We start from the raw sequence: 16,424 nt of genomic DNA, 5'->3' as shown, positions 1-16,424 counted from the left end.
CATATTGCATACACAAGGGTCAAGAATGACAACCAACACATCAGCATCACCAGTTCTGGTCGCCGGGGGCGGCATCGGCGGGCTGGCTGCCGCACTCGCTCTCGTGCGGCGCGGCTATGAAGTGAAAGTATTCGAACAAGCACCTGAAATCGGCGAAATCGGCGCCGGCATCCAGCTCGGGCCCAACGCTTTTCACGCTTTCGACGCGCTGGGCATTGGTGAAAAAGCGCGTGGCCGCGCCGTCTATACCGACTACATGGTCATGCACGACGCCGTCGACGGCCGGCAGGTGGCCCGGATCCCGACCGGCGCGGCGTTCCGCGAACGCTTCGGCAATCCCTATGCCGTCATCCATCGTGTCGACGTCCACACTTCGCTGCTCGAAGGCGCCCTGGAAACCGGAAAGGTCGAGTTCCATACCAACACGCGCATCGAGCGCGTCGAACAGTCCGCCGATGCCGTCACCGTCCATGACCAGAACGGCAAAAGCTGGCAAGGCACGGCGCTGATCGGCGCCGATGGCGTCAAGTCCGTGGTGCGCGAACAGTATGTGGGCGATCCGGCGCGCGTGACGGGCCACGTGGTGTATCGCGCCGTGGTCGACAAGGAAGACTTCCCCGAGGACTTGCGCTGGAACGCCGCCAGCATCTGGGTCGGGCCGAATTGCCATCTGGTCCACTACCCCTTGCGCGGCGGCGAGCAGTACAACGTCGTGGTCACCTTCCACAGCCGTCAGCAGGAAACCTGGGGCGTGACCGACGGCAGCAAGGAAGAGGTGCAGAGCTATTTCCAGGGCATCTGCGACCAGGCGCGCCAGCTCATCGACCTGCCCAAGAACTGGAGGCGCTGGGCCACGGCCGACCGCGATCCCATCGGCCAATGGACTTTCGGCCGGGCCACGCTGCTGGGCGACGCCGCCCACCCGACCACCCAATACCTCGCCCAGGGCGCCTGCATGGCCATGGAAGACGCCGTCACCCTCGGTGAAGCCCTGCGCCTGCACGACAACGACTGGAACCGGGCATTGAGCCTTTACGAGCGCTCGCGGGTCGCCCGCACCGCGCGCATCGTGCTGTCCAGCCGTGAAATGGGCCGGCTTTATCACGCCAAGGGCGTCGAGCGCCTGGTGCGCAACGACCTCTGGAAAGGCCGCTCCCCCGAGCGGTTCTTTGACGCCATGGAATGGCTCTATGGCTGGAACGTCGGCAATTGCCTGGCCGGCGACGCCTGAACACAAGGAGAACCAAAATGAGTACAGCCAATGATCTGGGCCGCCTGGAAGACCTGCCGCAGGACTACCGCGATGAATTGTCGAGCCTGAACCTGGTGCCGCTGTGGCCCAGCCTGCGCGCGGTGCTGCCGCCGGACATCCCCACCCGCCGCACCGCCACCACGCACTGGTCTTACGGCGCCCTGCGGCCCTTGCTGCTGAAAGCGGGCGAACTCACGCCCATAGAAAAAGCCGAGCGCCGGGTGCTGGTGCTGGCCAACCCCGGCCACGGCATCGAGAAAATGCAGGCCAGCGCCGCCATGTACCTGGGCATGCAGCTGCTGCTGCCCGGTGAATGGGCGCCGGCGCACAAGCACACGCCGAACGCGGTGCGCATGATCGTCGAAGGCGGCGGCGCATACACGACCGTCAATGGCGAAAAATGCCCCATGGAGCGCGGCGACCTCATTCTGACGCCCACCGGCCAGTGGCATGAACACGGCCACGATGGCGGCGAGCCCGTGGTGTGGCTCGACGTGCTCGACCTGCCCCTGGTGTATTACATGGAAGCCAGCTACCACAATGAAGGCGAGCGCCAGCACCTGAACCTCGGCCGGCTGGATCGCGCCTACCGCCCCGGCATCGTGCCCACGCCCGCCTTCGAGCGCAACGCCGCGGCTTACCCCATGCTGCGCTACCCGTGGTCCGAGGCGCGCGCCGCCCTGGCGGCCTATGCCGAAGACAATCCCGGCGAGCAGTTCATCCAGATCACCTACGTGAACCCGGAAACCATGTCGGACGCCCAAAACATCCTCGGTTTCTACGCGCTGATGCTGCGCCCCGGCCAGACCCTGCGCCTGCCGGCCCGCTCGCCGGCCCAGGTGCTGCACCAGATCGAAGGGCGCGCCGGCGTGCGCTGCGACGGGAAGGATTTCACGCTGGAAAATGCGGACACCTGCTGCCTGCCGGGCTATGCCGACGCAACCCTGACCAATCTTTCAAACGAGGAGCCCGCTTTCATTTTCATGGCGGACGAATCCCCTCTTCATCGCAAGCTCGGTGTCTACGAAAACCGTGGCTGAATTTTTTCCAGGAAACGACAATGACTGAATACCTCTGGGCGCCTCCCGCCGCGCCTTCCCTGCCGGTTCGCGGCCAGGCCGCCCGTTTGCCCGTCAACAGGCTGTTTTTCGTCGGGCGCAATTACCACGCCCACGCCCAGGAAATGGGCCGCCCCGTCGACAAAGCCACCGAAAGGCCGTTTTATTTCACCAAGTCGCCCCAGACGCTGCTTGCAAGCGGCTCGGTCATGCCTTATCCGCCGGAGACCGCCAATTTCCATTATGAAATGGAGCTGGTGGTGGTGATCGGCAAGCCGGGCTTCCGCATCCGCCAGGAAGATGCGCACGAGCACATCTACGGCTATGCCTGCGGCCTGGACATGACCCGCCGCGACCTGCAGCTGGCCGCGCGCGACAAGGGCCGGCCTTGGGACCTGGGCAAGGACACCGAACTCAGCTCCATTTGCGGCGAGGTCGTTGCCATGCCCGGGCGGGTGGTCGAGTCCGGCGCGCTGTCCCTGACCGTGAACAATGAAGTGAAGCAGCAATCCGACGTATCGCGCCTGATCTGGAACATCCGCGAAATCATCGCGGACCTCTCCCTGTTCTATCACCTGCAACCCGGCGACCTGATCTACACGGGCACGCCCGAAGGCGTCGGGCCCGTCGTACCCGACGACACGCTGCACGGCAAGGTCGAGGGCATAGGAGAGATCGCGCTAACCATCGGCGCGGCGGAATGAACTCCATGAAGATCTATAGTTTTTTCCGCAGCGGAACATCGCATCGCCTGCGCATCGCGTTGAATCTGAAGGGCCTGGACGCCGAGTACGTGGGCATCGACCTGCGCCGCGAAGAGCATCTGGCGCCCTCTTTTCAGGCGGTGAACCCGCAGCAGCTGGTGCCCGCCCTGGCGGTCGGCGGCAGGACGCTGATCCAGTCGCCCGCCATCCTCGAATGGCTGGAAGAAACCTGGCCCGAACCGGCCTTGCTGCCCAGCGATCCCTTCGATCGCACGCACGTGCGCGCGCTGGCGGCCATGATCGGATGCGACGTGCATCCGATCAACAACCGGCGCATCCTGAAGCGCTTGCGCTCGCAGTTCGGGGCGGACGACGCGGCCGTCGACGCCTGGTGCCAGACGTGGATAGACGCGGGCTTCGAGGCCTACGAGCAGATGCTGGCGCGCGACGCCACGCGCCGCGGCTTCAGTTTTGGCGGTTCGCCCACGCTGGCCGATGTCTATCTGATCCCGCAGGTCAATAGCGCACGGCGATTCAAGGTGGACTTGAGCCGGTATCCGCTGATACTGGAGGTGGAAGCCAATTGCGCGAAGCTGGACGCGTTCCGACGCGCCGAGCCGGCGGCGCAGCCGGACGCCGGCTAAGTGCTCGCTGGGGGGTTGCCTGGCGGATATGCGGTGCCCGCCGCTGAGCCGAGCAGCGCCCCAATCCCAGCATCACCCCTCAGTTCCGCCCCTCATCCGCAAACGCGGCGGTGCTGTGGAACAAATCGCCCCCGCTCGCATCGCGCCCCGTTTCCCTGATCGAATCGAGCGCCGCCTTCACAGCGATGCGATTGAGCGAATCCTCGCGCCAGTACACCGAAACGGCGCCCAGCACCCCCAGCGACAACGGAATCACCGACAAAAGATTCAAGCTCCCCCAGCGTATCGCCGGACGCTGCGACGTGACTCCTATCATGTCGCTATGCAGCAGCAGCGCCGTGTTCAGCGCCGCGGAATTCGACTCGACGTAATGGACGGGAAGTTTCTGCCCCGCGGTCTCGAGGGCCCGGTCAAAAGCCCTGCGCACCGGCGTGCCCTTGGCCCACAAAGCCCAGGGATACGCCAGCACATGCTGCCAGGTGATGGTGTCGAGCTCGAAAATCGGATGGTCCTTGCGCGCAACCGCGTGTATGGATTCCGCATACAGAGTTTCCGCGCGCACCCGCGGCGGCAGCGCGCTGAAATCGCTGGGGCCGACGACGATGTCCATTTCGCCCGAATTCAGCGCGCTCATGAGATTGCCCAGATTGTTCTCGAACAGCTTCACGTGGACGTTGGGAATCTTGCGCACGATGCGCAAGACCGCGATGGGGACGGTGTCCACGGCCGACACCCCGGCAAAGCCGATGGTGACGATGCCGGCGCCGCCGACCCGCATGGACAGCATGTCCTCTCTTGCGGCATCGAGATGGGCCTCGATGCGCCTGGCGTGTTCGATCAGGGCGTTTCCATACGCCGTCGGGCGCAGGCCCCGCGCATGGCGTTCGAACAGCGGCAGGCCGATTTCATCCTCGAGTTCCTTGAGCCATTTCGAGAGCCCGGGCTGGGTGGTGTGCAGGGCTTCCGCGCTGTGGCTCATGTTGCCGGTCTCGGCCAGGCTCAACAGCATTTGAAGGTTCCTAAGACGTAGCTTGTGCGTCCAGTCCACGCGCTCCCCTTTCAGGTATCCATTTTTTGATATGAATCATAATAACTAACCATTTTCCCAGACATACCTTCAGGCGGCAAACTGTCGCTCGCGGCCGTGTACGCATGACTCATAAATACATGCGTCCGCCCTCAGCGGACATACATCCAAGGAAACAACATGACAGACAGCACACACCTCCCAACACGTTTCGCGAACAGGATCGCGCTGGTCACCGGAGGGGCCTCGGGCATCGGGCGCGCGGCGGTCGACAGGCTGGTGCGTGAAGGGGCGGCCGTCGTCGTCTGGGACATCGACAAAGCCAAGCTGGACGCATGCGGCGCGTTGCATGGCCACAGCGTCCTCACCCGCGTCGTCGACGTCAGCCAGGCCGCCGATGTGGAAAACGCCATGGCCGAGTTGATCGAGGCTCGCGGCAAGCTCGACATCCTGGTCAACGGAGCGGGCATCGTCGGGCCCAACGGACCTTTCTGGGAAACCTCGCCGGAGCAATGGGATCGGGTCGTGCGCATCAATCTCACCGGACTGTTCCTGGTCAGCCGCGCGGCCACGCCTCATCTGGTGCGCAATGGCTGGGGGCGCATCGTCAACATCGCGTCGGTCACCGCCAACGAGGGACCGAAGAACCTGGGGCCGTATGCGGCAACCAAGGCGGGAGTGGTCGGGCTGACGAAGTCCATGGGCAAGGACCTGGCCGGCACCGGCGTTCTGGTCAATGCGGTCACACCGGCGCTGATCGCCACCGATCTGCTGCAGCAGCTGTCCGCCGAATATCTCGCCGCCGCCCTGTCGCGCATCCCGCTCGGCCGCGCCGGCACGCTGGATGAAGCGGCGGCCCTGATCACCTGGCTGTGCTCGGACGAATGCTCGTTTTCGACCGGCGCGGCTTTCGACCTTTCCGGCGGCCGCGGGGTTTGATCTCAAACGGAGAATTTTCATGAACAGTCCAACACGCTCCGCCACGGCCGCGCGCCTGCCGGTCCATGTCTTTGGCGCCGGCGCCATCGGGCGCATGCATATCGAACGCATTGTGCGGCATCCGGACGTCGTCCTGGCCGGCATTGCAGACCCCAGCGAGGCCGGACGCGATCTGGCCGCGGAACTCGGCGTGGCGTGGTCGGCCGACCCGATGGAACTGCTTGCCACGCAGCGCGCCGAAGCGGTGATCATCGCCACGCCGAACCGCACGCATACCGATCTCGGGATTGCCTGCATCGATCTGAAGCTGCCCGTGCTGGTCGAGAAACCCATTGCCGACACGGTCGAGGAAGGCATGCGGCTTTGCGAGGCCGCCGAAGCGGCCGGGGTTCCCCTGATGGTCGGGCATCAACGCCGGCACAATCCCATTCTGCGCCGCGCCAAAGAGCTCGTCGCGGCCGGCGTGCTGGGCCGGCCCGCGACGGCCAACGTCATGGCGACCTGGATGAAGCCGGATAGCTACTTCGACATGCAGTGGCGCCGTCAACCGGGCGGCGGGCCGGTCCTGATCAACATGATCCACGACATCGACCTGCTGCGTTTTCTTCTGGGCGAGGTGGCATCGGTGCAGGCGCAGTGCTCGAACGCCGTTCGCGGTTTCGCCGTCGAGGACACCGCCACCGCGCTGCTGCGATTCCGGAACGGCGCGCTGGCGACACTGGTCGTCAGCGACGCCGCGGCGGCCCCCTGGAACTGGGATCTGGCCGCCGGCGAAGCCGAGCACTACGCCAGGCAAGACGTCGATTCCATCTTCCTGACGGGCACCGACGCATCGCTCGCCCTGCCCCGGCTCCAGGTGTTCAAGTACCTGGGCAAACGCGGCTGGCACGAACCCCTGAGCATGGAGCGCACCCCGCTGCACAGGCAGGACCCTTACGTCGAACAGCTGCGCCACTTGCGCGCGGTGGCGGAAGGCCGCGAACAGCCCGTGTGCTCCGGCCGGGACGGCCTGCGCACGCTTCAGGCCACGCTGGCCGTGCACCAGGCGGCGGCCGACGGAAGCATCATCCATCTCGAAGGCGGCTGACGCCCGGCGCTTCGGGCCGGCGCCGCGCCGCGAACGGCGCCGGCCCTACATGCGGGCCAGCATCCCGCCGTCGATGGCCAGCAGCTGCCCGTTCACGAAACTGCCGCCCGGCGAAGCCAGGTACAGCACGGCCGGGGCGATGTCCTCCGGCACGGCCCAGCGGGCGCAAGGCACGGATTCCTGCAAGAATTGCTCGAAGCCCTCGCGCTGCTGCAGCCCGATGGTGAAGTCGGTGCGCACGAAACCGGGAGCCACGGCGTTGGCCGTGATCCCGTAGGGCCCGTATTCGACCGCAATGGCGCGCGCCATGGCGGCCAAAGACGCCTTGGCGGTGGAATACGCCGCGATGTTCGGCATGGTGGCCACCGCGGACACCGACGACATCATGATGACGCGGCCATAGCCGCGCGTGCACATGCCCCGCAGGAAGACCTGGGTGCAATTCAGGGTGCCCATCACATGCACGTTCATCAGGGACTGCCATTCCTCGGGCGGCATGTCGATGAAGGGCTTCCTGTTCTGGTTGCCCGCATTGCACACCAGGATGTCGATCTCCCAGCCCTCGCGCGCCAGGCTCTGGCGGGCCTGCGCCACGGCCTTGCGGTCGGAGACGTCGAACACGGCGACCTTCACCTGGATTCCGGCCTGGCGGAAGGCCTCGGCCGCCGATTGGCAGCGTTCCGCGCTCAAGTCGTTGATCACGACCCGCGCCCCCGCCTGCCCCAGTGCGTGGGCCACCTCGCGGCCGATACCGCCCGCCGAGCCGGTGACGAGCGCGGTGCGCTCCTGCAGGCCAAACACTTTTTTCAGATAGGAATCATTCATGCCATGCTCACTGTGCTGGATTGTTTCCGTGTCGCGGCCGATACCCCGGCCGCATGCCGCGCCACCCGGTAGCCGAACGTCAGGGCCGGCCCCAGGGTGGTACCCGGGCCGGGATACGTCCCCATCATGATCGACGCCATGTCGTTGCCGGCCACATACAGCCCGCCCACCGGCCGCCCCTGTCCGTCCAGGACCTGGCCGTCGGCGTCCGAGACCAGGCCCGTGCTGGTGCCGATCTCGGCGGGCCAGACCGCCAGCGCCACGAACGGCCCGTGCTCGATGGGACGCAGGCAGGGGTTGGGCTTCTGTTCGGGGTCGCCGTTGAACCGGTTCAATTCCGAGCCGCCCTTGCCGAATTCGAGGTCCGTGCCCAGGCGGGCCATTTCGTTGTAGCGCCTTACGGTTTCGGCAAAAGCCGGTTCCGGCACCTGGATGCGGCGCGCCAGCTCCTGCAGGGTCGGCGCCACCACGAGATAGCCGGAACGCTCGGCGCGGGAAAGGTCGGTCGTGCCGGGATAGACGGCGCCCAGGCCATAGCGGCGCACGAAGTCGGCTTCGCAAACCAGGTACGCCGGCATGGTGGGAACGCTTTTGTGCGACGCATAGATCCCTTCCACAAAATCATGATAGGAATCCGCTTCGTTGACGAAACGCCGGCCCGCGCCATTGACGGCGATCAGGCCGGGCTTGGCCCGGTCGAGCGAAAGATGGGGAAAGAGCCCTTTTGAGCCATCGGGCCGCCGGAGCACCGAAACCGGCGTCCAGAACGCGCCCGGACCCTGGGTTTCGGGCCGGATGGCGCCATCGCTCTGCAAGCCTAGCCGGATGCCGTCCCCGGTGTTGGCGGCGCACGCCAGGCTGTAGGGCGGCGTGGGCGCGGGCATGCAGCGCCGGCGCAATTCGGCATCATGGCCGTAGCCGCCGGTGGCGATGACCACGCCGCGGCGGGCACGCACGCGCAGGCTGCGGCCCGCCGACCGCAGCAAGGCCCCCGCGACCCGGCCGTCTTCCCTGAACAGGCTTTCGGCCTGGGTTTCGAACAGGACCGGCACCCCGTTCTTCTTGAGGCTGTAGTAGAGCCTTGCGGCCAGCGCGTTGCCCATCACCACTCGGGTGCCCCTGGAATACCGGAGCCGGTCTTTCAGATAGCGCAAGAACAGACCGCCGGAATAGAGGAAGTCGGAGACGGAGCGGAAGCGGTTGATCAGCCGGGGAATGTCGGACTTTCCGGCCATCATGCCGCCCAGCACCATGAATTCCGGAATCGGGGGCCGGACACGCTCGAAATCCTTCCCCAGCAAGCGGCCGTCGAAGGTGACGGGCGCCAGGCCCCGGCCGGCCACCGCGGCGCCGGCCATGTCGCGGTAATCGGGGTGCTTGCCGCAAGGCGCGAACTGCACGTCGCTGCGCCGGCGCAGGTACTCGACCATTTCAGGCGCGGTCCGCAGATAGACTTCGCGTATCCCGGTATCGTCGGGCGTGCCGATCAGCGCGTCGAGATACACCCGGGCGGCGTCCACGGTGTCCTGGTAGCCGGCCTCCCGGCTCTGCTGGTTGCCGGGGATCCAGATCGTCCCGGCCGACGTCGACATGGTGCCGCCGACCTGGTCCGTCTTTTCCGCCAGCAGGACGTCCAGCCCTTCGAGCGCGGCGACCAGGGCGGTGGTCATCCCCGCCGCGCCGCCCCCCAGCACCAGCAGGTCGACCTCTTTGTACCCCTCGTTGTTTTCTTGCATGGTCATCTCCTCTGTTCCCGCGCTCATGCTCAATGGGCCCGCAGGGACGCCGCAATCGATTCGCCGGTCAGCATGCCGAAGACGGCGGACTTGGACAGCCCGCCCGAATATCCGGCCGCCCCGCCGCTGCCTTCCAGCCCGCCCGTGCAGGCGCCGGCCGCGTACAGGCCCGCGATCGGCCGGTCGTCGGCGTCGAGGACGCGGCCTCCCGCATCGGTGGCGATGCCGCCCATGGTGTAGGTGATGCCGGCGCAGATTTCGATGGCGTGGAACGGCCCCCGCTGAACCGGCCAGGCACGATAGACGCCTGTGCTGCGCGGCGGCTGGCCGGCGCGCTCGCCCGACGCGACGAGCCGGTTGTAGTCTGCGATGGTCCGGTCGAATTGCCCGGCGTCCAGGCCAAGCCGGCCGGCAAGCTCGGCCAGCGTCGGCGCCGTGACGAGGCTGCCGCCCGCACTGAGCAGATAGGGGTTGGCGGGCAGCAGCCAGTCCTTCCCCGGCCCCTGCCAGGTGGCGTCGTCGAAAACGATGACGGCCGACAAGGGGTCGTCGAGCTTGGCGACGGCGTTGGTGACGTAGACGCCGCCCAGGCCCTCGTCGCAGAACCGCTTGCCCGTGCCATCGATGACGAGGCCCGCCGTCGCCAGGGAATCGACCACGGGGTAGGGCCATAGCGCGCCGTCCGCCATGGCGTTGCGGTGCTGCAGGTGGCCGTAGAAATTCTCGGTGCCGACCAGCTTCGCGCCCACGGCTTCGGCCATCAGCAATCCCATGCCGCGGCCGGTCTGGGCATTGCGCTGCAGGACGCGCTCCGGATGCTCGCAGATGAAGCGGCGCACGAGCTCCGGGTTCCCCTGGAAACCGCCGTCGGCGATCACCACCGCGCCGGCGGAAATATCGAGCGAGTCGCCGGAAGCCGCCACGGCCTGCACGCCGGCGCAGCGGCCGTCGCGCATGATCAGCTGCCGGGCCTCGACGCCGCGCATCAATTGGCCGCCCATGCGCTGCAGGCTCTCGCCCAGGGTCCGCAACATGACATCGCCGGCGCGCCCCTGCCAGTTCAGGCCCGTCTGGCGCACGCCGGGAGGCGACAAGGCATTGCGGCGCAGGCCGTCCGGGCCGGCCTTGATGAAGCGGACGCCCAGGGAAGACAGCCAGCGCAGGGCCCTTCGGGCATGGGCGGTCAAGGCCTCGGCCAGGGCGGGCTCGCAGGTGCCGTTGGTCACGCGCTCCAGGTTGGCCCTGACCCAATCGGGCTCCCCCGCCATGTCGTCCATGGCGATGTGGAACAGCCCGCCGGTGTAGCGGCTGTTGCAAAGATAGGCCTCCTCGGAACCTTTTTCGAGCACGAGCACACGCAACCCATCCTGGGCCACCCTATTGGCGGCGCTCAGGCCGGCCAGGCCGCCGCCCACCACGACAACATCAACTTCCCTTTGCATTACGGCATGCTCCTTGCTGCATATTCGTTCAAGATGTTCAGTATTTCGGCAATAAGGTGTCTGCGATGATGCGCAGCACTTCGACATAGCTCAGCAACAGGCCGAGCAGCACGCCGGACGCGATGATCCCGGCCACGCCGATCAGGACCGAGCCGGTGAAAAAAGCCCACGCGATCGAGGCGAGCAACAGTAAAAGCGCGAATGCGTAGCTCAGGCCACGGCCCCGGGCGACCAGGAACTGCACAACGGGATAACTTGGATTATTCATACGATGGACACGGAAAAGAGAGGAAAAAACAGGCGCGGCCGGGGCCGTCATGATCCGTTCCCGCGCGCCAGCTCGGCGGCGAAACGGCCGGCGCGGCGGCCGGAGGTCATGGCCCAGCCGATGTGGTGGCCGTGGCCGGCGAGTATGGTGCCGCCCTGCCCCGCCGAACCGACGGCGAACAGGCCGGGAATCGGCGCGCCGTCCGGCTTGATGACTTCATGGCGCGCCGTGACGGCCAGCCCGCCCTCGGTGAACACGATCCAGCTCAGCACCGGGCCAAGCGCATGGAAAGGCCCATTGACCAGCGGCTTTCTGCCGTCGCCGGCATCCAGGCCGGCGTTGTATTGACGCACTTGCCGCGCCAGTGTGTCGGCGGGCACGCCCATCTTGTGCGCCAGATCCTCGACCGTGGCGGCTTCGTAATACAGGTCTGGGCGCGTGGCTTTGTAGTCTTTCAGATAGGCATAGGCCACGCCCGGCGCGGTGGACACGAAGTTGGGCCAGGCCTCGAAGGCCTTGGCCAGCGTGTCGTCGAACACCAGGAAAGCCTCTTTGCCGGGCTGTTTCGGCACATCGAGCTCGGGCCTTGCCAGCTCATTGGTGAAGCGTTCGCCCTTGCGGTTCACCAGCAGCGCCCCCGCGCGCAGCATGGAAGGCTCGGGCGCCAGCGATGCCGTCATGAAGCGGGTGACGAAGGGCCGGAAGACCCACATCGGCAGATTCATCAAGGCGAACTGCAGCGGTTTGGTCACCCATTTGTACGGGGGCAGGCGCCTGAGCAGGGTTTCCACGGGCGGCGCCTTGAAACGCATGCTGGGCCCCCACATGACCTCGGGGTTCCGGATCCAGCCGCCTATCCGCTGCGCGACCACGTGCCCGTCGCCGGTGCTGGCGGGATTGATCGCATCCACCTGGGCGGCATGCGGCACGTGCTGCTTCTTCAGCGTTTCGCTCGCGCTGAAATCGCCGGTGGCCAGGATGACGGCTCCGCGCGCCCGGAACTCGCAAAGCCCCGAACCGCCGTCGGCCAGAATGCCCTTGACCGCGTCGCCCTCCATGATGAGCCGGTCGATCTTGGCGTTCAAGCGGATGTCGACGCCTTGCCGGCGGCATTCTTTTTCCAGGTAATACGCATACGCCCGCGAATTCGGCAGGACGTTGTGCATGCGGGGCTTGTTGTGCGGCGGCTCGGGCATCGGGCCGTAAAAGCACAGGCCGATGCTGATCAGCCATTCGAGCGTTTCCGGCACATGGTCGACCAGCACGCGCCGCAACTCGAGGTTTTCCTTTTCGGCCAGCTCCGGAGTCAGGAACAGCGACATGTCGTTGAAGTGCTCGTCCGGCGTGTCGTGTATGCCCTTCGCTTTCTGGAAGCGCGTGCCCGTCGCCGTGATCGACCCCACGGAAAGCCGTGTCGTGCCGCCCAGATGCGGATTCTTCTCGAGCAGGATGACTTTCGCGCCGGACTCGGCGGCAGCGATGGCGGCCGCCATCCCCGATCCTCCGCCGCCCACGACGATCACATCCGCGGACTCCATCCGCGCAGAGTTGGTTTTTTGAGTCATGTTTTCCCCACACCAGCGGCTTCACCGTGGTGAACCCCGGCCGGTTCGGCCGGGTGGCTGATTTTCTGAATGATGCGCAGGGGCTTTCCCGCTCCGGGCGAGCCCCAGAAACGGCGTGCTTACATTTTGCAGAGCGGCGACGCCGGGGGTGCGTTGTCGGGCGTGAAGACCTCTTCGATGACCGGCCGCATTTCGCCGTCGACGTTCTTCACGCGTGCAACGAAGTTGGGCACGACCAACTGGTTGTCGGCCGCGCGCACGGTGAGCTTGCCCAAAATGGTGTCCACTTCCGCGCCGCGCAGGGCAGCGGTGACTTCAGCCGGCTTGACGCTCTTGGCGCGGCGCACGCCCTCCAGCATGACTTCGGATCCCAGATAGCCCAGCGCTTCGGTTTCGGTGGGGACGCGATTGAATTTTTCCTTCCAGGCTTTGACGAAAGCCTGGTTGAGCGGGTATTGGAAGTCCGCCCCGTAGCCCAGGGTGCCCACCATGCCTTCCTGATTGTTGCCCGTGGCGCGCACGATGAATTCCGACAGCATCGCATGGCCGATCACGGGGGTGGTGGCCAGCAGGCCGAATTCGCCGGCCTGCTTGATGAAGGCAATGCCGTCGCGCGCGGGGATGGCGGCCCAGATGGCGTCGACCTTGGCGGCTTTCAGCTGGGAAATATAGGGCGAGTAGTCCTTCGCGCCCAGGGGCACGAAGAGGCTCAGCGAGACCTTCTTGCCGCTGCTTTCAACCGCCTTCTTGAACGAGCTGCTGGAATCATGGCCCCAGGCATAGTCCGAAGCGATCACGGCGAAGTTCTCGCCTTTGATCTTCGGCGCCCACTTGTTGATCATGGCGATGTCGATGGCATCGGATTGCACGGTGCGTATGCTGCGCGCCTTGCAGCTGTCGCCGCTCAGCCTGTCGGTCTTGCTGATGGTGGCGAAATACGCCGCATCCCAGCGATCCAGGCCCTGCACGATGGCCAGCGACACCGCCGAACCGATGGAACCGATCAGCAGGTTGTGGCCCGAGCGCGCCAGTTTTTCGGCGCCCCGGCGGCCGGCGTCGGGGTTGCCCTCATCGTCGCCTTCGGCGACCAGTATCTTGCGGCCGTCCACGCCGCCGGCCGCATTGGCGTTGTCGATGGAAAACATGATGCCGCGGGCCACTTCCTCGCCCATTTCGGCCCACACGCCCGTCCTGGACGTCAGCACGCCGACCTTGACGGGATCTTTATTCTGGGCAAAGCCCGCCATGGGCAAGACGGCCAATACAGAAGCAGCCACCAGCTTGTTGAAATTCCTGCGTTTGATCATGTGGGAAGGTCTCCTCTTGTGATTGCCGGAAACGGTCCGGCACCCGTGGTTCAAATAAGGTAATCGGCACGAGGCGGGGCGCGGGGGCCGGCCGCCGGAACGGGTTTCAGACCATGACGTGGCTTTCCAGGTCGTCCAGGCCTTCGCGTGAATTGACGACGCCGCCCCGCGCCACGATGGCGCCCTTGGACATCGCCAGATACCGGTGCGCGACGCGGGCGACCAGGCTCATGTTCTGCTCGATGAGCAGCAGCGCCGTGCCCTGGTCGGCCACCAGGTTGAAGATGTCGGCCAACTGGTCGACGATGACCGGGGCCAGCCCTTCGGTGGGTTCGTCGAGCAGCAGCAGGTCCGGGTTGGCCATGAGCGCGCGCCCCACCGCCAGCATCTGCTGCTGGCCGCCGGACAAGGCGGTGCCGGGCGTATGCGCCCGTTCCTGCAAGATCGGAAAGAGCTTGTAGATCTTGGGCACGTCCCAGTGGCCCTTGCGGCCGTTGGCCGCGCCCAGCAACAGGTTCTCCTCGACCGTCAGGTTGGCCACGATGCAGCGGCCCTGCGGCACGACGGAGATGCCGTGCTTGGCCGCCATATAGGGGCGCAAACGGCTGATCTGCCGCCGGCCGAACGACACGGCACCGGCCTTCATCTGGGCCAGGCCCAGTATGGTGTTGACGACGGTGGTCTTGCCGACCCCGTTGCGGCCGATCAAGGCGACCCGTTCGCCCGCCGATACGGACAGGCCCAGGCCGTGCAGGATGTGGGCGGCGCCGTAATAGGCGTGCACGTTTTCGAGATTGAGGATGGCCGTCATGCCGCGCTTCCCAGATAAGCTTCGCGAACGCGCGGATCGGCGCGCACCACCTTGGGCTCGCCGCTGGCGATCACCCTGCCGAGCTCGAATACGGTGACGGCGTCGGAAATACCAAAGACCACGTCCATGTCATGCTCCACTAAAAGTACGGACACATCCCAGCTCGAGGTCAGCTTCTTCAGGTGCTGTGCCAGATCCTGGGACTCCTTGACGGAAAGCCCCGCCATCGGCTCATCGAGCAGCAGGACGCTGGGGCGCCCCACCAACGCCAGCGCCAGATCGAGCCGGCGCTGCTCGCCATAGCCCAGGTCCTCGGCTTCGATGTCGGACAGATGCAGCAGGTCCAGCTCGCGCAGCACGGCCTCGGCGTCGGCGCGCGCATCCTGCACGCCCATCATGACGGAGGCCAGTTCGACCTGCTTGCGCACCGACAGCCCGCCGAAAATGCTGGTGCGCTGGAAACTGCGCGACAGCCCGATCTTGCGGCGCTCGACCACGCCCAGCTCGCTGACGTCCTGGCCGCGCAGCATGACTCTGCCGCGGGTCAGCCGCCGGCGCCCGGTCATGGCGTCGATGACGGTCGATTTACCCGCTCCGTTGGGGCCGATCAGCCCGCGTATCTGGCCTTTTTCCAGGGTCAGCGACACGCCGTCGACCGCCTTGACGCCGCCGTAATGAATGGCGACGTCGTCAGCCTGCAAAACGAAATTGCTCATGATTTGTCTCCTGTGCGGCGCGCGGCTATTGCGCCTGCGCCTGATAGCCGGCGCCGGCCGCCGCTTCCTCGCCGCCGGCAGCCCGCAGGGGTTTTTTCTTGCCTTGGCCCATCAGGCGCTGCAGGACGCCCGCCATGCCGGACGGCGCGAACACGATCACCGTGATCAGGGCGATGCCGAATATGGCCATCCAGTGCGTCGCGAATTCGCCGAGCACGTCTTTGAACAGGAAATAGACCACCGCGCCCAGCACCGGCCCCCACAGCACTTTGAAGCCGCCCACGACCACCATCATCAGCGCCATGCCGGACAGGCTCCAGTGCAGGCTTTCAGGCGAGATGAAGCCGGTGTTCAACGCGGCGAGAATGCCGCCGACCCCCGTGATGGCCGCCGACAAGGCATAGACGGCCGCCCGCGGCAACACGGTGGAGATGCCGATGAAACGCGCCCTTTCTTCGTTGTCGCGCACGGCCTCCGTGATGACCCCGAACCGGCCGCGCAGCAGCAGAGTGAGCAGGATCATCAGCACGATCAGGGTCACCCAGCACACGAGGAACAGATTCGCCGGATGCAGGATCTGAGATTGAGTGAAGCCGAACAAGGTCGACGGCCAGTCTATGGACATGCCGTCCGCGCCGCCCGTGACGCCGCGCGAGCGCGAGGCGCTGAGGAAAAACATCTGTCCGATCGCCAAAGTGAGCATGCCGAAAGCAATTCCCGGCACCCGCACGATGACCAGGCCGATGAGGAAGGCGAATGCCGTCAGGCACAACAGCGCCACGAGGATGGCCAGTTCAGCCGGCATGAGCCGCATATTGAGCAGCAGGCCGACGATGTAGCCGGCCGCCCCGAAATACAGGGCGTGGCCGAAGCTGACCAAGCCGTTCTGGCGCAGCAGCACCCCGATCCCCAGAGCGAAAATGGCGTAAATGACGGCTTGAGTCAAAAGGCTGAGGACGGTGCCCGAAGTGATCAGCGCACTGGCCAGCACACCCACCGCCAACGCAACCAGGGTGTACATACCCATACGTTGAAAAGTCATG

At 65.8% G+C, this 16,424-nt stretch carries 16 protein-coding genes; 6 read left to right on the top strand and 10 right to left on the bottom strand.

Annotated features, from left to right (window positions below; translation table 11 throughout):
• Positions 1-25: 25 nt before the first annotated feature.
• The 4 genes from H0A72_RS11790 to maiA are packed head-to-tail and all read left to right on the top strand — an operon-like array spanning position 26 to position 3,658.
• Positions 26-1,231, top strand: a complete 1,206-nt coding sequence (locus tag H0A72_RS11790) for a 3-hydroxybenzoate 6-monooxygenase (RefSeq protein ID WP_180155459.1) — start codon at positions 26-28, stop codon at positions 1,229-1,231.
• Positions 1,232-1,248: 17 nt separating this feature from the next.
• Complete coding sequence (locus H0A72_RS11785) at positions 1,249-2,292, top strand: cupin domain-containing protein (RefSeq protein WP_180155457.1); 1,044 nt, start codon at positions 1,249-1,251, stop codon at positions 2,290-2,292.
• Between the two features lie 20 nt (positions 2,293-2,312).
• Positions 2,313-3,014, top strand: coding sequence for a fumarylacetoacetate hydrolase family protein (locus H0A72_RS11780; protein ID WP_180155455.1), 702 nt, complete (start codon positions 2,313-2,315; stop codon positions 3,012-3,014).
• A gap of 5 nt (positions 3,015-3,019) precedes the next feature.
• Positions 3,020-3,658 carry a maleylacetoacetate isomerase gene (gene maiA, locus H0A72_RS11775; RefSeq protein WP_180155453.1) on the top strand — a complete coding sequence of 213 codons (639 nt, stop codon included), beginning with the start codon at positions 3,020-3,022 and terminating at the stop codon, positions 3,656-3,658.
• Between the two features lie 79 nt (positions 3,659-3,737).
• Here maiA and H0A72_RS11770 read toward each other — a convergent pair whose 3' ends face one another.
• Positions 3,738-4,706 (bottom strand): LysR substrate-binding domain-containing protein, encoded by a 969-nt coding sequence (locus tag H0A72_RS11770; RefSeq protein ID WP_180155451.1) that lies wholly within the window; start codon positions 4,704-4,706, stop codon positions 3,738-3,740.
• A gap of 159 nt (positions 4,707-4,865) precedes the next feature.
• Here H0A72_RS11770 and H0A72_RS11765 point away from each other — a divergent pair, with 159 nt between their 5' ends.
• Together H0A72_RS11765 and H0A72_RS11760 are read left to right on the top strand one after the other, a co-directional pair.
• Positions 4,866-5,624, top strand: coding sequence for an SDR family NAD(P)-dependent oxidoreductase (locus H0A72_RS11765; RefSeq protein ID WP_180155449.1), 759 nt, complete (start codon positions 4,866-4,868; stop codon positions 5,622-5,624).
• Between the two features lie 19 nt (positions 5,625-5,643).
• Positions 5,644-6,711: a Gfo/Idh/MocA family protein gene (locus H0A72_RS11760; protein ID WP_180155447.1), complete on the top strand. Its 1,068-nt coding sequence runs from the start codon at positions 5,644-5,646 to the stop codon at positions 6,709-6,711.
• Between the two features lie 45 nt (positions 6,712-6,756).
• Here H0A72_RS11760 and H0A72_RS11755 read toward each other — a convergent pair whose 3' ends face one another.
• From H0A72_RS11755 to H0A72_RS11715, 9 genes are all read right to left on the bottom strand, one after another.
• Positions 6,757-7,536 (bottom strand): SDR family NAD(P)-dependent oxidoreductase, encoded by a 780-nt coding sequence (locus tag H0A72_RS11755; protein WP_180155446.1) that lies wholly within the window; start codon positions 7,534-7,536, stop codon positions 6,757-6,759.
• On the bottom strand, positions 7,533-9,272 hold the full coding sequence (locus H0A72_RS11750) for an FAD-dependent oxidoreductase (RefSeq protein WP_180155444.1): 1,740 nt from the start codon (positions 9,270-9,272) through the stop codon (positions 7,533-7,535). The genes H0A72_RS11755 and H0A72_RS11750 overlap by 4 nt, the downstream gene beginning before the upstream one ends.
• A 29-nt stretch (positions 9,273-9,301) precedes the next feature.
• Complete coding sequence (locus H0A72_RS11745; RefSeq protein ID WP_180155442.1) at positions 9,302-10,714, bottom strand: FAD-dependent oxidoreductase; 1,413 nt, start codon at positions 10,712-10,714, stop codon at positions 9,302-9,304.
• 37 nt (positions 10,715-10,751) lie between these two features.
• The gene (locus tag H0A72_RS11740; protein WP_180155440.1) at positions 10,752-11,033 is read right to left on the bottom strand and encodes a hypothetical protein; all 282 of its coding nucleotides are present in this window, start codon (positions 11,031-11,033) and stop codon (positions 10,752-10,754) included.
• The gene (locus tag H0A72_RS11735) at positions 11,030-12,547 is read right to left on the bottom strand and encodes an FAD-dependent oxidoreductase (protein ID WP_218953279.1); all 1,518 of its coding nucleotides are present in this window, start codon (positions 12,545-12,547) and stop codon (positions 11,030-11,032) included. The genes H0A72_RS11740 and H0A72_RS11735 overlap by 4 nt, the downstream gene beginning before the upstream one ends.
• Positions 12,548-12,666: 119 nt before the next feature.
• Positions 12,667-13,854 carry an ABC transporter substrate-binding protein gene (locus H0A72_RS11730; RefSeq protein ID WP_180155438.1) on the bottom strand — a complete coding sequence of 396 codons (1,188 nt, stop codon included), beginning with the start codon at positions 13,852-13,854 and terminating at the stop codon, positions 12,667-12,669.
• A 106-nt stretch (positions 13,855-13,960) separates the two neighbouring features.
• The gene (locus H0A72_RS11725; RefSeq protein WP_180155436.1) at positions 13,961-14,665 is read right to left on the bottom strand and encodes an ABC transporter ATP-binding protein; all 705 of its coding nucleotides are present in this window, start codon (positions 14,663-14,665) and stop codon (positions 13,961-13,963) included.
• Positions 14,662-15,381, bottom strand: a complete 720-nt coding sequence (locus H0A72_RS11720; protein WP_180155434.1) for an ABC transporter ATP-binding protein — start codon at positions 15,379-15,381, stop codon at positions 14,662-14,664. Before H0A72_RS11720 ends, H0A72_RS11725 begins: the two co-directional genes overlap by 4 nt.
• A gap of 25 nt (positions 15,382-15,406) precedes the next feature.
• A complete protein-coding gene (locus tag H0A72_RS11715; RefSeq protein WP_180155432.1) occupies positions 15,407-16,423 on the bottom strand; it encodes a branched-chain amino acid ABC transporter permease in 1,017 nt (338 codons plus the stop codon).
• Position 16,424: the final 1 nt, after the last annotated feature.

It is taken from the genome of Parapusillimonas granuli, assembly GCF_013416525.1.
Classification (GTDB): Bacteria; Pseudomonadota; Gammaproteobacteria; order Burkholderiales; family Burkholderiaceae_B; genus Parapusillimonas; species Parapusillimonas granuli.
The sequence above is the reverse complement of the archived record's forward strand: the minus strand, read 5'-3'. Positions and strand labels throughout refer to the sequence as shown.

Coding starts and splice junctions, on each gene's coding strand:
- H0A72_RS11790 (WP_180155459.1), top strand. CDS start 26: ATGACAACCAACACATCAGCATCACCAGTTCTGGTCGCCGGGGGCGGC.
- H0A72_RS11785 (WP_180155457.1), top strand. CDS start 1,249: ATGAGTACAGCCAATGATCTGGGCCGCCTGGAAGACCTGCCGCAGGAC.
- H0A72_RS11780 (WP_180155455.1), top strand. CDS start 2,313: ATGACTGAATACCTCTGGGCGCCTCCCGCCGCGCCTTCCCTGCCGGTT.
- maiA (WP_180155453.1), top strand. CDS start 3,020: ATGAAGATCTATAGTTTTTTCCGCAGCGGAACATCGCATCGCCTGCGC.
- H0A72_RS11765 (WP_180155449.1), top strand. CDS start 4,866: ATGACAGACAGCACACACCTCCCAACACGTTTCGCGAACAGGATCGCG.
- H0A72_RS11760 (WP_180155447.1), top strand. CDS start 5,644: ATGAACAGTCCAACACGCTCCGCCACGGCCGCGCGCCTGCCGGTCCAT.
- H0A72_RS11755 (WP_180155446.1), bottom strand. CDS start 7,536: ATGAATGATTCCTATCTGAAAAAAGTGTTTGGCCTGCAGGAGCGCACC.
- H0A72_RS11750 (WP_180155444.1), bottom strand. CDS start 9,272: ATGCAAGAAAACAACGAGGGGTACAAAGAGGTCGACCTGCTGGTGCTG.
- H0A72_RS11745 (WP_180155442.1), bottom strand. CDS start 10,714: ATGCAAAGGGAAGTTGATGTTGTCGTGGTGGGCGGCGGCCTGGCCGGC.
- H0A72_RS11740 (WP_180155440.1), bottom strand. CDS start 11,033: ATGACGGCCCCGGCCGCGCCTGTTTTTTCCTCTCTTTTCCGTGTCCAT.
- H0A72_RS11735 (WP_218953279.1), bottom strand. CDS start 12,547: ATGACTCAAAAAACCAACTCTGCGCGGATGGAGTCCGCGGATGTGATC.
- H0A72_RS11730 (WP_180155438.1), bottom strand. CDS start 13,854: ATGATCAAACGCAGGAATTTCAACAAGCTGGTGGCTGCTTCTGTATTG.
- H0A72_RS11725 (WP_180155436.1), bottom strand. CDS start 14,665: ATGACGGCCATCCTCAATCTCGAAAACGTGCACGCCTATTACGGCGCC.
- H0A72_RS11720 (WP_180155434.1), bottom strand. CDS start 15,381: ATGAGCAATTTCGTTTTGCAGGCTGACGACGTCGCCATTCATTACGGC.
- H0A72_RS11715 (WP_180155432.1), bottom strand. CDS start 16,423: ATGACTTTTCAACGTATGGGTATGTACACCCTGGTTGCGTTGGCGGTG.